The sequence below is a fragment of the Photobacterium andalusiense genome (assembly GCF_900185625.1).
In the GTDB taxonomy this organism is placed as follows: Bacteria; Pseudomonadota; Gammaproteobacteria; order Enterobacterales; family Vibrionaceae; genus Photobacterium; species Photobacterium aquimaris.
Genome location: NZ_FYAJ01000002.1, coordinates 228,452 through 243,420 on the forward strand (window position 1 = coordinate 228,452; position 14,969 = coordinate 243,420).

General features: G+C 39.3%; 11 protein-coding genes. 4 read left to right on the forward strand and 7 right to left on the reverse strand.

Annotated elements, in window-relative coordinates; genetic code table 11:
• Positions 1-142: 142 nt before the first annotated feature.
• Entirely contained in the window at positions 143-1,594 is a 1,452-nt protein-coding gene (locus tag PAND9192_RS06555) for a DEAD/DEAH box helicase (RefSeq protein ID WP_087853084.1), read from the forward strand.
• 104 nt (positions 1,595-1,698) lie between these two features.
• Here PAND9192_RS06555 and PAND9192_RS06560 read toward each other — a convergent pair whose 3' ends face one another.
• Positions 1,699-2,745 carry an endonuclease/exonuclease/phosphatase family protein gene (locus PAND9192_RS06560; protein WP_234998996.1) on the reverse strand — a complete coding sequence of 349 codons (1,047 nt, stop codon included), beginning with the start codon at positions 2,743-2,745 and terminating at the stop codon, positions 1,699-1,701.
• 133 nt (positions 2,746-2,878) lie between these two features.
• Positions 2,879-3,493 carry a 3'-5' exonuclease gene (locus tag PAND9192_RS06565; RefSeq protein ID WP_087853085.1) on the reverse strand — a complete coding sequence of 205 codons (615 nt, stop codon included), beginning with the start codon at positions 3,491-3,493 and terminating at the stop codon, positions 2,879-2,881.
• Positions 3,494-3,726: 233 nt separating this feature from the next.
• Between PAND9192_RS06565 and mrdA the strand changes: the two genes are divergently transcribed.
• The gene (mrdA, locus tag PAND9192_RS06570; protein ID WP_087853086.1) at positions 3,727-5,748 is read left to right on the forward strand and encodes a penicillin-binding protein 2; all 2,022 of its coding nucleotides are present in this window, start codon (positions 3,727-3,729) and stop codon (positions 5,746-5,748) included.
• A gap of 23 nt (positions 5,749-5,771) precedes the next feature.
• Here mrdA and PAND9192_RS06575 read toward each other — a convergent pair whose 3' ends face one another.
• The 3 genes from PAND9192_RS06575 to PAND9192_RS06585 all read right to left on the reverse strand — a co-directional run bounded on the left by PAND9192_RS06575 (position 5,772) and on the right by PAND9192_RS06585 (position 8,764).
• A complete protein-coding gene (locus tag PAND9192_RS06575) occupies positions 5,772-7,505 on the reverse strand; it encodes an ATP-binding protein (protein ID WP_087853087.1) in 1,734 nt (577 codons plus the stop codon).
• A 1-nt stretch (position 7,506) separates the two neighbouring features.
• Positions 7,507-8,046, reverse strand: coding sequence for a heme NO-binding domain-containing protein (locus tag PAND9192_RS06580; RefSeq protein ID WP_087853088.1), 540 nt, complete (start codon positions 8,044-8,046; stop codon positions 7,507-7,509).
• A gap of 175 nt (positions 8,047-8,221) precedes the next feature.
• Positions 8,222-8,764 (reverse strand): hypothetical protein, encoded by a 543-nt coding sequence (locus PAND9192_RS06585; RefSeq protein WP_234998998.1) that lies wholly within the window; start codon positions 8,762-8,764, stop codon positions 8,222-8,224.
• 220 nt (positions 8,765-8,984) lie between these two features.
• On the opposite strand from PAND9192_RS06585, the gene PAND9192_RS06590 reads away from it, so the two are divergent.
• Positions 8,985-9,416, forward strand: coding sequence for an Ivy family c-type lysozyme inhibitor (locus PAND9192_RS06590; protein ID WP_087853090.1), 432 nt, complete (start codon positions 8,985-8,987; stop codon positions 9,414-9,416).
• A gap of 318 nt (positions 9,417-9,734) precedes the next feature.
• Positions 9,735-13,061: an Ig-like domain-containing protein gene (locus tag PAND9192_RS06595; RefSeq protein WP_159458218.1), complete on the forward strand. Its 3,327-nt coding sequence runs from the start codon at positions 9,735-9,737 to the stop codon at positions 13,059-13,061.
• A gap of 98 nt (positions 13,062-13,159) precedes the next feature.
• Here PAND9192_RS06595 and PAND9192_RS06600 read toward each other — a convergent pair whose 3' ends face one another.
• Together PAND9192_RS06600 and PAND9192_RS06605 are read right to left on the reverse strand one after the other, a co-directional pair.
• Complete coding sequence (locus tag PAND9192_RS06600; protein WP_087853091.1) at positions 13,160-13,669, reverse strand: GNAT family N-acetyltransferase; 510 nt, start codon at positions 13,667-13,669, stop codon at positions 13,160-13,162.
• 3 nt (positions 13,670-13,672) lie between these two features.
• Positions 13,673-14,845: a MerR family transcriptional regulator gene (locus PAND9192_RS06605; RefSeq protein WP_087853092.1), complete on the reverse strand. Its 1,173-nt coding sequence runs from the start codon at positions 14,843-14,845 to the stop codon at positions 13,673-13,675.
• Between the last annotated feature and the right edge of the window lie 124 nt (positions 14,846-14,969).

Sequence of the window (14,969 nt, forward strand, 5' to 3'; positions counted from 1 at the left end):
TATCTTAAACAGAAATATGATTTTGGTCGTTTTTCTGTTTTTTCGCATTATACCTACCGTAAGCGGTGGGTTGATGCTTGTTTATCATTAGATAAGCAACTTACTACGCAATTATGCGTTTAATTTATACAAGAGAGATGCTATGAGTTTTGCCTCTTTAGGCCTATCCGCCCCAATTCTTGAAGCTGTTGCTAAGCAAGGCTACGAAAAACCATCCCCAATTCAAGCGCAAGCAATTCCTGCGATTCTCGAAGGCAAGGATGTCATGGCGGCGGCACAAACGGGTACAGGCAAAACAGCAGGTTTTACATTGCCACTACTAGAAAAATTATCTGGTGGTCAATCTGCTCGTTCAAATCATATTCGTGCACTTATTCTTACTCCTACGCGTGAGCTTGCAGCTCAAGTGGGTGATAATGTTGCAAAGTACAGCAAAAATTTACCAATAAATTCAGCGGTTGTTTTTGGTGGTGTAAAAGCTCATCAACAAATCAATCGTCTACGTCAAGGTGCTGATGTTTTAGTGGCCACACCGGGTCGTTTAATGGATTTACACAGCCAGAATGCGGTTAAATTTCGCGATGTTGAAATTTTAGTATTAGACGAAGCTGACCGTATGTTGGATATGGGCTTTATTCGTGATATTCGTAAAATTTTAGCGTTACTACCTAAAAAACGCCAAAACTTACTGTTTTCAGCGACATTCTCTGATGATATTCGTGCGCTTGCTAAAGGATTAGTAAATAATCCGGTTGAGATTGATGTTAACCCACGTAACCAAACCGCTCCGACGGTTAAGCAGTGGATTTTCCCTGTTGATCAAAAGAAAAAAGCAAACTTATTAACTAAGCTGTTGAATGAGCGCAAATGGAAACAAGTGCTAGTGTTTACTAAAACTAAGCATGGCGCAAACCGATTAGCAACTCATTTAGAAAGCCGTGGTATTTCATCTGCTGCTATTCACGGAAATAAGAGCCAAGGCGCACGTACTAAAGCCCTGGCTAATTTTAAATCAGGCGATGTTCGCGTACTTGTTGCAACAGATATTGCAGCGCGTGGTTTAGATATTGAACAATTGCCACAAGTGGTTAACTTTGAATTACCGCATGTTGCTGAAGATTATGTTCACCGTATTGGTCGTACTGGCCGTGCTGGTTGTGTTGGTGAGGCAATTTCATTAGTTTGTGCTGATGAATTTGGTGACTTGAGTGCCATTGAGCGTTTAACTAAGCAAGTGTTAGATCGTGAAATCGTTGAAGGTTTTGAGCCATCGATCGCTTTACCTGCTTCAAGATTGAACACCCGTCCATTAGCCGCTAAAAAGCCAAAGAAAGCACAATCATTTTCAGCGAATGGTGAAAAACGTCCGCGCTCTAACGGCAAGCCAACAACACGTCGCAAACCAACGCCACGTAGTGATGATGCTCCACGTTCAGAGAGCAAACCAGCACGCCGTAAGCCGCGTCCTACGGATGCTAAGCCTAAAGCAACAGATGGCAAGCCAGCACGTCGTTACAATGATGAAAAGCCAAAGACAGATGGTCGTCGTGCTCCTCAACGTAACCGCAAGCCAGCAGCGACTACAGTAAGTTAATTTTGTGTCTGTAGTTTAATAGGTCAGTCTAATCGAGCTGATAAATAACCAGCGTGTGATGATGAATAATCATCGCGCTGGTTTTTTTTATTGTAAATTTGGCGTTAGCTTCTCAGTGACAACGTCATACAGGGGATGGCGTGATCGGTACTGTAACCATCTTCATCAAAGCTACTGTTAATTAAATGCTTATTTTCAGTGTGATAGTCACTAACTTCAAATAGTGATCCTAAGTATTGGGCATTAAATTCTTGAGACAATAAAATATAATCAAGTACCGACGTTTTCGCACCAAAATAGTGAGTAGGTGGGCGAGGTAAGTCAGGTTGTTCAGTATTATGGATAAACAAGTTCCAACTATCATAAAGACGGTAATAACCAATCAAACGTTCAATCTCACTGTCAGACATGCCAAAAACGTTACCTGCAATCAGTTGTTCTAAACATGAGCTTGAGAGTTCATCATTGAAATCACCCATCAATAACATTGGGCGCGTGCTTGCTTCACGTTGTTTTAAAATCGCTAATAATAATAGGTTAGCTTCTGTACCACGTAGCATGGCAGATCCCCAACTTCCTAATCGTTGACCTACAAAGCGCGATAATGCGGTATCTGTTGGTACAATAGTGTCGGGCAGTGGATCATCAAACAACGAACGTTTTGATTTGAAATGTGTAACATAGCAATCAGTTAAACCAATATGCGGAATATCAATAGTGGCACGTAAAGGTTGACGACTAAAATTAAAGTCAGTTAAACCGAGTAATGCTGCTGCCTGTTGATCTGCAACTACAGGCGCAATGTCTACGATAGGATATTTTGATGCGATTGCAACAACAGGACTGCGATAGATAAAATCGTCAATAACGGTTGGTGTATCAACAACTGCGTAATAAGGATAACCTGCATTTTTTAGTAATGCTTGCAGGCTATCACTACTGAATACTTCTTGAAAACCAATAATATCAGGTTGGTTTTTAGTGACAAAACGAGTGATCCACGCCTGCTTTTTATGCCATTGCTCAGTGGTGTAAATATTCTGAAAATCATAATAAGCCATTGGTGGCTCAAGATAATTTAATAAGTTAAAACTGGCAATTTTAACGGTAGATACAGGCACTTCATAAGAGGGCTGATTGATGTTTGACACACTACACTCTCAGTAAATTTTATAGCCAAAGTGCATAACTTCGGCTTTAGGATTACGCTACATTATTGATAAGTAGCATACCAGAGTGACAGCTTAATAACAGTGATGGTTGTAGATAACCATAATGAGTAGATTATCGAAACAGTTTACTGATATTTGCTTTGGGCGTTTTAGCGAATTTTTGCATTAATGAAAAGGGAACGTCGTTAATGCCATATTGTTGTTTAATGTCATCAATCATGACAAGCCATAACCGAGCAGTCATTTCAGAATCGGCTAATGCACGGTGAAATACACCATCATGATGAATATGTTTATATTCTACTAACGTACCCAGTTTATGATTAGGGGCATGCTGATATAAACGTCGAGCGATGAGCATTGAACAGGCAAATTGGTCGCTGTATTTGCGGTCAATCAATTCCAGCTCGGCATTGAGAAAGCGTTGGTCAAAAGAAGCGTTATGGGCAACAAGATTGGCATCACCAATAAAATCCGCAAATTCAGCCATAACCTCTTCACAGCAAGGAGCTGTACGAAGCATATTATTACTAATGCCGGTGTAGTTTTCGATAAAATGGCTAATACGAAAGCCTGGATTCATTAATTGTTGAAAATGTGCCACAACATGACCATCTTCAAGTTTTACCGCACCAATTTCTATTGCACGATCACCTTGTGTTGGTGACAAGCCAGTGGTCTCAAAGTCGAGCACGATAACGCTATTTGCAGAACGAGAACTTATCATTTTTAAATCTTTAGCTGTAAGAAGTGCAGTATTGTAGCGCTATCAATGACGTTGTAAATCATAGTTGGTTAATTTTATTTGACTTATAATGGTGAAATTAACAACAAATACATGCAAAATTACTGTCTTTTAAATCATATTTACGGTTTTTATTCCCTGAGGGAATCGTTACAGTGGTATTATTTGATGCCTAATGTACTCACTCTCTTGATTATGAGCTTATCAATCGTTCTATGAAAAAACACATCCGTCATCAAATCCGCGATCATAAGCAAGAAAAAGCATTATTTATACGTCGAGCTATTCAAGCCTTCATTGCTATTATTATTTTAACTTGTGTGTTAATTGGTAATCTTTATCATTTACAAGTTCAAGATTACAGTGAATATAAAGCGCGCGCTAATAATAATAGTATTAAGCTGATTCCCGTTGCGCCTAATCGAGGCCGTATTTATGATCGCAATGGAGTGATATTAGCGGATAATATTCCGGTTTGTTCATTAGAGATTATTGCCGATCAAGTTAAAAATTTGCCGCAAGTGTTGCTTAAACTGCAACAGCTATTAGGTATCTCTGATCAAGATATAGCGGCGTTTAATAAAGCGAAACAACAAACACCATCCTTTAAACCTGTTGTGCTTATTGCGCATATGAATAATAAGCAGGTCGCAGTATTTTCAGTTAATGAATTTGAGTATCCAGGTGTTAATATTGATGCCCATCTTGAGCGTTATTACCCTTACGGCGCATCATTAACCCATTTATTAGGTTATGTTGGCAAAATTAATGATCGTGATATTGCGGCGTTAAAAAAGAGTGGTAAATACGATAACTATAAAGCCACTCGTAGCATTGGTAAGTTAGGTATTGAGCATTATTATGAAGATATGCTGCACGGTAAAACAGGCTATGAAACCGTTGAAGTAAATAGTCATGGTCGTGTAGTGCGAACGCTATCTTATGTACCACCTGTTGCTGGTAAAGATATTAAATTAACCATTGATATTAATTTACAACTGTATGCGCAGAAACTGCTGACGTTACAACAAAAAGATCCCATCACAGGTTTAATGGTCACTAAAGTTCGTCGTGGCGCAATTGTGGCAATGAACCCTAAAAATGGGGCGATCTTAGCCATGGTATCAAGTCCAAGTTATAACCCTAATTTGTTTGTGAATGGGATTTCATCTAAAGCGTATGCAGCATTATTAAATGATCCTGCGCATCCATTGATCAATCGCGATACATTAGGTTTATACCCACCGGGTTCGACAGTAAAACCTGAACTGGCGGCTGCTGGTTTAACCACCGGGGTTATTACTGTTCACACTGTACGTAACAACCACGGTTGGTGGCGAATTCCTAATAGTAAAAGTCGTAAGTTTAGGGACGATAGAGTACAAGGATTTGCGAATGTTGATATCTATAAAGCGATTGAAGATTCTGTAAACACTTATTTTTATCAAGTTGCTTATGGTTTAGGTATTGATCGGTTATCGGCATGGATGACAAAATTTGGTTATGGGCAACATTCGGGAATTGATATCGATGAAGATTCTACCGGTACTATGCCGACTCGCGCATGGAAAATGGCTCGTTTTCATCGACCATGGATGCAGGGCGATACCATCCCGCTTGGTATTGGGCAAGGGTATTGGACAGCAACACCAATACAAATCGCCAAAGCGACCTCTGTGATTGCTGAAGATGGTATTGAACATCGACCACATTTGTTGAAAGATATTATTGACGGTAAAACTCAACAGCCAGTGACTTTTGCTGATTTTAAACCGTTATCGTCGGTGCCTCAAAAAGATTGGGCAATCATTAAAAAAGGTATGGAATTGGTGGTTGAAAAAGGAACGGCCAGTAAAATGTTTAAAAATATGCCGTTTCAGGTGGCGGGTAAAACTGGTACCAGCCAGGTGTATTCATTAAAAGATACTCAGCATTATGACGCTAATGAAGTGGCTGAACATTTTAAAGATCACGCTTTATTTACCGGTTTTGCTCCTGCTAATGATCCGAGTATTTTAGTCACTGTTGTATTAGAACACGGTGGTTGGGGCTGGCATGCTGCGCCATTTGCACGTGATATTATGGAATATGTATTAGTTAAACCGACATTAAGCCCACAGCCGAATGAGTTAGTACAGCAACCATCACCATCATTGGCAGGATTAACAGGTGCAGTGGCTACAAAGATAGATGGTAATACTGTTTCTAAACATGAAAACACATTAGTACCAATGTGAATGCAGTGGTGCACTGTTTGTGACTAGTGTTCAGACAAGGTACTTGACCATAAATGAAGCATCGCCAGTAACTCAGAGGCCATGTAGGGTTTACATAAAATATCGTCCATGCCTGCATTAATACAAGCATCACGCTCAGCAGTTGTGGTACCAGCTGTTAAAGCAATAATAGGCATCTTGAAATGCTGTTTGCGTAATGCTTTAGTCGCACAATAACCATCCATGATGGGCATTCGACAGTCCATTAACACAATATCAAAATTGTGTTGAGCGATAATGTTTAAAGCAGCTTGGCCATTATCAACAATAGTGATATCAATTTGATGTTTCTTGAGCATTAGTTCAATGATCATTTGGTTAGTTTTTAAATCTTCTACAACCAAAATTTTCAATTGCTGTAATGCTTTATGAGATGCAGGAGAGTGGCTAGGCTGGGTATTATCTGTGGCGCTAATTGCTAAGGGGATTGATACTGAAAATGTGGTACCAAGATTGGGCTCACTGGTTAAGGTTATATTACCGCTCATCTGCTCGCATAACTGCTTACAAATTGCTAACCCTAATCCTGTGCCTTCATGGCTACGTTTACTTGAAATATCGATCTGGCTAAAGGGCTTAAACAATTTATGTTGTAGTTGTTGTTCTATACCGCAACCACTGTCTTTAATGGTGAAAATAAGACAATCGTCAACCCAATCAAATTTAGCATGAACAAATCCTTGCTGAGTAAACTTTATCGCATTGGCAATAAGGTTGACATAAATCTGTTTAAGACGATCTTCATCGCCACAAATAGATCGTGGAATATTAGTGCTATATTCAATCTTAAAATCTAACCGTTTCTCTAGTGCTCGGTGGGAAAATATATCCCTAAGCTTAATGACTAATAGATGACTATCAAACGGTTTTTCAATTAACTCTAACATGCCTGCATTTATTTTACTGTAATCAAGTAAGTCATTAATAATTGCCCGTAGTAACTCTCCTGAATGGTTTAATGTGTTAAGTAATTTAGTTTGGTTGGTATTTAATGGTGTATCTTGTAATAACTCTGCAGAGCCTAATAAGCCATTGAGTGGTGTACGTAATTCATGATTGATCATCGCTAAAAAATCACGGATTGATTGTTCGGAATCTTCCGCACGTTGACGCGCATGGATAGCTTGGCTCAATGTGATTTGACGACCTATCGCGGAGCGGAATAACTCACAAAATAAAGCTAAACGTTGTTGGATAGCTATAATACTGATTTTTGGACTTGAGATTTGAGCTGCAAAATAGCCTACAGTGCCACGACTATTAATGAGGGGGATCCAATAAAGACAAGTATTGGTATCCCAAAATGAGACCTTATTACTGAGATCTGCTGGTGGTTGCCAAATTTGTTGCCGTCCACTGCTATAGTTGCCACTGATAGCAATATTTTCAATCGGCATAATAGAAATATGGCAGGCACTAATATAGCGACCATCAACCAAACTATCGATTAATTGTTGAATATTATGTTGAGAAGGAGCTTGCTTTAAAAATAAGCGTGCATAAGTTAATAGCAAATTCTCGATCTTTGTTTGATAGGCGAGTTGTTCTGAATCTAACTCTGCTTGTAATCGTAGTTTTGTTAATGATGCTTCTAAAATATTATTGGTCGTAAAAAGTTCACGACTTTTTATTTCGAGTAATTTTTCAGCCATTACTCGAGAAGCACGCTCTCTTTCAAGCTTTCGCTCTAATAACATAATCTGGCGTTTAGCATCCATATTAGTCACCAGTGAGTGTTAATGAAAATCTTACGTGGTTTTGAGAGCCATTCATGGGTTGCATGGTAATAGTGAGTGACTGATTAAAATAATCCGCACAACCTTCAAGAAGCCCCATACAAACATATCCCATACAACGTGCGGAATGATAATCCATCGTCATGGTTGTTTGTGTTTGATTACTAAAAAGAAACTTAGGTGGCGTTGCATCCGGGTAAAGTTTTTTAACTTCTAGATGTATATGTCGTTCGACTTTTCTAATAAAACTAAAGGTATCATCTGTTTCAATATTGGGAATAGGGAGGGCTTCTAGTAGTGATGGAAAAACCAGTCGACCATAAGTTTGCTGAAGCTGCGACGCAGAAATACCGGTGATGTTGCTTAAACTGATAATCAATTTGATGAGTTGGCGATGATCATAACTACCGACAGCGGTATAAATACCACTATCGTTAGCATCATCAAACATTCGCTGACTAATGTCTAAACCAAAATTTTGCTCAATAATCGAAATAAATTCAGTAAAAATAATCCCTTTCATATCAGCCCTTATTCGATTAATTTGTTATGCAACTAACCACTATAAACGAAGTTGTATTAGTAATTATGGCAGAGTTTATTAATGCGTCAAAAAGGAGCGCTAACAAGGTTGTATTTTTGAGAGATAGGTAATAAAAATATCAAGATACAATGTGATTGTACCTTGATAATACATACTATTTTTGCAGTATAACCGTTGCTGAGGTTTGTTGAGCAAGAGCTAATAGATAGTGTTCCATATTCTGCATCAGTTGGTCTTGATTAGGTAACGGCAGTGCATGTATATCACTGACTAAGGAGACTTTTTCACCTTCATCGAGATCGGTATAAATCATCCCAGTTGCAGCAGGTTTACCTTTATAGAAACCGACATAAAGTTGTGCATTTGCATCCGCTTCAAACATTATTTGCGTAAGATACTCTACGAGTGCTTGTTGTTGTTGTTCTTGTTGCCAGTAGCTTGAATATACTAATGCATAGCGAATAGTCAGGGGATGACAATCGACAGGGTAGAAAGTTAACGATGATTCACTAGGAGAGATGACTGAGTCAACAACTTGTGTTGATAATTCAGAGTGTGCGAGTTGATACAGATGTAAACCTTTTTCACTTAATGGGGTTGGAAATTCAGCATCAGTAATATGGCTAGCCATCCACGCGTTTTTTAAAGTAATCAGTTTTTCTGTAATTAGTGGCATATCATCACTTCTTTTATTCAATTGTCGACACCATAACCTAAATTCACATAAGAAGGTATGCTATTTGGTTGTTTTTGATTAAATCATTCGATATTTATATTACTCATAGGTAACGTATTTCCACCTAAAATACTATATACATTTGGTGAATAAAATAATAGTTATTAGGTATAAGATCACTATATCATGTTGATTAGTTAAATTTTAATGATAAACCTAACTTTGGGAATTTAGAGTCAACATGAAAAATTTGTGGTTAATGGCTGGTATCAGCTTGATGTTAGTTGGTTGTAATAGCTCTCACTCGACATCATCTCAGGCAGATAATAATGCCGCTGCGAATCCTGTTCAATCGATAGCGAGTGTTGAGAAACAGCTTCCTGATTGGATTACAGATAATACCGTCACCTCACCGTTAGAGGCGATTGTTATGGGCGGGCATACTTATGATGCTGTTTCTTATTGTAAGCCCCATGATTGTGCTAGTGATTTTATGATCACCTTAACCGCAGATAATAATAAAAAATATTCGATGATTGTGCATGTAAAAGATGTACCAGATGCACTGAATACTCCGAGTATCTATGCCACATATCAATATATTGGCGAACCTAATCAACAAGTAAAAAGTGTATTTACTCAAGCTCTTAGCCAAAATCCAAATTGGCAGTAAAGTGGTACTTTTTATCTTTAACTGATTGTTAAATAAAGAGTGTTTAGTAATTGTGAACACTCTTTGTTCACTAGCAATAGCCCTTATAATTTCCTCTGCTTATATTTGAGTAACATCTCATTTCATACGTTAATCATACTTGTTTTACTTACATATTCTTAGAGCAATCCACCATATTTCGCGCTGAGAATAAAAGCAATATTGTGACGTTTTTTTACATGTGTTAACAATATGATAACTCAAATGAGTTGTGTGGAGTTCAGGTATCAATAATCAATGTTTGGTTATTGAGTGCGTGGGAATGGAAGGGATCTTATTGTGAAAAATATAAACAAAATAACATTAGCGCTATTTAGCGTGATGTTTAGCGGTAATATATATGCTGCTAACGCAGAAATTGTTGCTTTTGTATCAGGAGAAACAAAAGTCAATAATGGCGATGTGGTTTCTTATAATGGTGAATGTTTCGTTGCAAAAAATAACCCAGGAGTATGGGAAGCCCCCAAAGTAAACTCATGGTTTTGGGAGCCTGCTGAGTGTTCAGAACAGCCAACACCTAATCCCGATCCTGACCCCGCCCCCGATCCTCTGCCTGACTCATCCAGCATTATTCCTTTTGTACCTGGAAAGACAAAAGTTAATAATGGCGATATTGTTTCTTATGAAGGTCAGTGCTTTATTGCGCAAAATAGCCCAGGGCTTTGGGAAGTTCCAACTACAAGTTCATGGTTTTGGGAATTAACAGAGTGTGCAGGTGAACCTGAGCCAGGAGTGACAGAGGTCGCGATTGTTTCACCAACAGCAAACCAAATTCTTACAGTTGATAAACCTTTTGTTATTCAAACTCGTATTGAAGGACAACTGGCATCAAGCGTTGAGTTTTGGGTAAATAATATCAAGTTAGCTCAAAAAGCTGTTGATTCAAGCAATACTCTATATTCACAAACATGGACACCTACAGATACAGGTAATGCTGCAATTAAGGTGGTTGTGCTTGATAAAAATAATCAATCAATCAAACAACAATCTGTTGCGGTAACAGTAGAGCTTGCTGGTGGAACAGATTTTACTGCCCCAGTGGTTAACTTTATGACTCCTGCCAATGGTGCAACGGTTAACGAAACTGATACCGTGTCTATTTCTGTTAGTGCATCAGATGCTGATAATGATTTAACTTCTGTAGTTGTTAAAGCGAATAACCAACAAATTTGTAATTTTGATGCCGCTGTTGTCGATGCATTTAGCTGTGATTGGAAACCAACCCAAACCGGTACTGTAACCCTTAATGCTATTGCAACAGACGCGCAAAATCTGTCTTCTTCAACGTCATTAAATATCACTATTAAAGAAGATATCGTTGAGCCACCTGTAACACCACCAGTTGGCGGATTGTGTGAAGAGTTTAATGTTTACCCTGATTGGACGCGTGGCGACTATGCAACAGGTGGCGATATTATGGTTCATAATAATATTGCATATTCTGCGGTTTACTGGACACAAACGTTACCGGGTAGCGATAGTTCGTGGGTACTGCATCTTAACTGTGATGGTTCAGAGCCAGGAACTGCACCAGTACTTTCATTACCGAATCCGATGGATCCTGTTCGCCTAGAAGTCGCGGGTTGGCCTAACAAGTTTGTAGTTGCAAGTCCATCTACTGCTGCTCCTGAAACAATTACCATTGCGACAGCGAACAGTGCTGATATCGCTGATGTTAATAAGCTAACCGCTGCATTTGTTGCTGTTATTGAGCAAGCTAATCAAGCCAACACCGCATCGGTGATAATTAGTAGTGATGTACTTGATCAAGCAACACGTGATAAAGGCTTAGCGTTAGGCTCGATTGAAGTAAAACAAGCATTAACTAATGCCATTGATATTACAGGCAGTAAGATTGATATTACTGCGGTTAATGCGCTAAGTAATGATGCCAAAGGCTGGGCGCAAGCACACAACTTGATTGTATCAACCGTTGCTCCACAAGCACCATTTGGTTGGTCATTATCGATAGGTGAGTTTGCATTTGATACCCATTCAGGTCGTCAGTCAGTATGGAATGCAGCATCTAGTTACACTGCTGATTTATTAAAGACATTTGCACTGTATAAAGCTGATAGCACCACTAAAGCTGATTTCATTAGCTTTACAAAATCGAGTGCTACTGCGGCATTATCTGCAGAACAATGGCATAACGCGCTAGAGTATGTAAAGCAAGTTACAGATTATGTGAGTACGCCAGCAATGTTGGCTAATATTCCTACATCTCAAGCTGCAAATTACTTTATGGGTAATACAACCGCAGAGCAGAAGATCCGTAAAGCGGCACACAGTAACGTGTTTGCGATTTTGTTTGACGACAATAACGCTAACTTAACCGCTAAGATTGAAGCTTATCAAGCAGCCAAAGTACCGCTCTATTATGTTGGTGAAGAGCTAGAAAAAGGCGCATTGACTCGTATTGAAGCATTAAATCAACAGTTATCTAACGCTGCTGATGTGATGGATAATGAAGCTTTCTTATACGAAACACCACAATCACAGTGGGTACCATCTACTGTGTATAAGTGGAATGATTTCCTTGACGGCTTAAATGCAATGCACAACATTGGTGTTGCTGGTAATAAGTTCTGGCTCTTGACCGATGAAGCAGATGATGCAACCAATATTATCTATGCTAAAGTCGCGATTGCCGCTTTCTTAGCCCAAAGTATGCAAGAGACAATTCGTTATAACGCCTGTGATGAAAATAACTGGTCTGAAGTGAAATACGGTGCGCCAACGGATTATCCGATGACAGCAAGCTGTGGTCAGTTGGGGCAGAAATACGCAGATTACGGTGTTAACCCTGTATCAGGTTTAGATTACGCTTACTCTTGTCCTCGTGATAATAAGATGGAAGTTAGTGCTCTAACGCATGCGAAGTGGTACGGTGCGCCAGCGCCAGTCTTTGCAGCACCAGATGCGGTATTAGAAGAGCGTGGCCTGTTAGTTAACGGACATGTTGGTCGTTGGACAAACAATGGTCACTGTAATGAAGTGCCAGAAAAAGTCGATACCTCTAAACAAGTGTGGGAACGTGGCGAGTGTCAGATTTACGTTGGTCAAAAAGCAGGTACATTCTTATGGGATGGCAGCAGTAAAGACAGCGTTGAAGGTTGTGGTTGGTGGGGACGTGGTGTGATCCAAACCACTGGTCGCCAGAACTTCGGTACCCTTAACCATTACTTAGGTCGTTCACACGTCGATCCATCGACAATTGGTAAAACTATTGATGGGGTAACTGTTGAAGCGCCACCGGCAAACCCTCTGTATGCCGATCTTGATTTCTGTTCAAACCCAGGCTTGATTTGTAGCTCGGAAGAGAACAAAGAAATTAAGTGGATTGCAGGCTTATTCTACTGGGTAACATCAGTACAAGCCTACTCAAATGAGGGGGGTCCATACGAAGGTTGGAACTACTACAACGAACTGAAAAAGTATGTTGATGGTGGCTTAACCGGCACAGCGTTCATTGATGATGTATCAGGTATTGTAAACCGTGGTTGTCCTGATTCAACTTGTTCAACAGGTGATGTACATAACGTTAAAGAGCGTCAAGAGAACTTTAAGTTAGTACTTCAGAAGTTAGGTCTTAATCCACAATAAAGATTAACTAATAGCTCTGGTTTACACTCAATTATTGGTAAATATAAGCTGTAAATAATCAAGAACCCTACTGTTAAAGTAGGGTTCTTTTTTTGTTGTTAGCTTTCAAAGAATGCTGAGTGGTAACTAACTTCGCCTGTTGGAATAGTATTTATAAATGCCTTAGCCATAAAATACTCAGCAGGGACACCAGCTAATGTTAAATTTGGCTGTGACTTAAATCCAAAACGCGCATAATATTGTGGCTCACCAAGCAATACCACACCTTCAATGCCTTGTGTTTTTAGTTGCGATAAGCCGAAACGAATCAGCGCACTACCAATACCTTCTCCTTGGCGTTCAGGTGTGACTGATAGTGGACCTAATCCATACCATGATGATTGCTCGCCGTTGATCAAGATCGGAGAAAAAGCAATATGGCCGATAATGTTGTTTTCATCTTCGCAAACTAAAGAAAGTGCCAGCATGTTGGCTTTCCGTAGTTTATCAACAATCAGATGCTCGGTTGGTTTTGCCCCTGGTTCATGGTGGGGATGGTTTTCAAATGCACAATACGTTAATGCAGCAATGTTTTCTTTATCTGATGTTTTTTCTGCTCTAATTTCCATGCGTTACCTTTTGCTTTTTAATACAAATAATTGGTATCCGTATTGACCCAAGTATTGATCGTGAATGTGGATCTCTTGACGTAAATCATTGACTGCATTTGACTTATAATCGTTATCATCAATGCAATTAAGTTTTTGTTTTAGTGGAACTAAATAATTCAGCCATGATTGATCGCTTTGGGTAAAACTGGTGATGATCTCATAGCCTGAATTTATGATGTCAGTCGTTCTTTGTTGTTTTGAGCTCATGTCGGGATAATTTTTCTGCCAAAACTCATATGCTTCAATGCTAGGAGTATCGGTCAACCAAACCAAGTCACTTATGACTACGTAGCCATGCGGTTTGAGAAACTGCTGCCATTGTTTCAGTGCGTTTTTGACCCCCATGATATAAGCACTGCCTTCTGCCCAAATAACATCAAACTGTTGATCTTCAAATGGCATTGCCATCATGCTGTTACAACTGGTTGTAATACGCTCGTTAATTGGTTGATGTTTTATCTTTTCTTTTAAACAGCTTAAGTGATATTCATCGTTATCCAGTGCCGTTAAACTAAAACCAGAATGGTGTGCTAGTAGGCAGGTTGTGAGCCCCTTGCCACAACCAACGTCTAATGCGTTACCAGTGTTAATAGGTAAGGCATGTAGGGCTTGCAGCGAGTCATCATCGTCGCTAGGGCCTAGTCGATCGATTCCATAAAAAATACTTTCAAAATCAGACGTATACTGCTCATGTTCATTGATGTTTTTTGATAACCATTTGAGTCTTAATGCTTCTTTTTCATTGAATCCTTGTTGTTTTAGCCACTCTAAATGCGCTAAAGGAGCAGTACGTTCAATGGTTTCGTGCCAATTACATGATGCGTTCATTCCCAGCATTGATGAGAGCAATTGTTTAGCGTGCTGTTTCGTTGCTATTTCTTGCTCAAGTACTTGCAACCTATCCATTAACATGTCGCGGTTTATTTTACCGTCAAGACAAGACTGGCATTCTTTAAGGGTGAGTCCACCTGCCTGTAATTGCTGTAACAATCTAATGCGCTGGAGATCGTTATCAGAATAATACCGATAGCCGTTGGTTTGTCTTTTGCCTTGAATTAACCTGAGTTTTTCGTAATAAAGCAGTGTTGAGCGGCTTAAATTTACACGTTGGGCTAATTCAGAAATATGGTACATAAAGGAGTCCTCTCAACAGATGCGGCATCATAAACTATAAAGCTTTAGACAGGTCAAGCCCCAATGAATAATAAGGCCATTTTATCTATCAGAATGAGTGTAATAGGGGATAGTGAAGAGAAAA

What these genes read in the sequence shown, in the direction of transcription:
- PAND9192_RS06555 (WP_087853084.1), top strand. Translation starts at nt 143, where the DNA reads ATGAGTTTTGCCTCTTTAGGCCTATCCGCCCCAATTCTTGAAGCTGTT.
- PAND9192_RS06565 (WP_087853085.1), bottom strand. Translation starts at nt 3,493, where the DNA reads ATGATAAGTTCTCGTTCTGCAAATAGCGTTATCGTGCTCGACTTTGAG.
- mrdA (WP_087853086.1), top strand. Translation starts at nt 3,727, where the DNA reads ATGAAAAAACACATCCGTCATCAAATCCGCGATCATAAGCAAGAAAAA.
- PAND9192_RS06575 (WP_087853087.1), bottom strand. Translation starts at nt 7,505, where the DNA reads ATGGATGCTAAACGCCAGATTATGTTATTAGAGCGAAAGCTTGAAAGA.
- PAND9192_RS06580 (WP_087853088.1), bottom strand. Translation starts at nt 8,046, where the DNA reads ATGAAAGGGATTATTTTTACTGAATTTATTTCGATTATTGAGCAAAAT.
- PAND9192_RS06590 (WP_087853090.1), top strand. Translation starts at nt 8,985, where the DNA reads ATGAAAAATTTGTGGTTAATGGCTGGTATCAGCTTGATGTTAGTTGGT.
- PAND9192_RS06600 (WP_087853091.1), bottom strand. Translation starts at nt 13,669, where the DNA reads ATGGAAATTAGAGCAGAAAAAACATCAGATAAAGAAAACATTGCTGCA.
- PAND9192_RS06605 (WP_087853092.1), bottom strand. Translation starts at nt 14,845, where the DNA reads ATGTACCATATTTCTGAATTAGCCCAACGTGTAAATTTAAGCCGCTCA.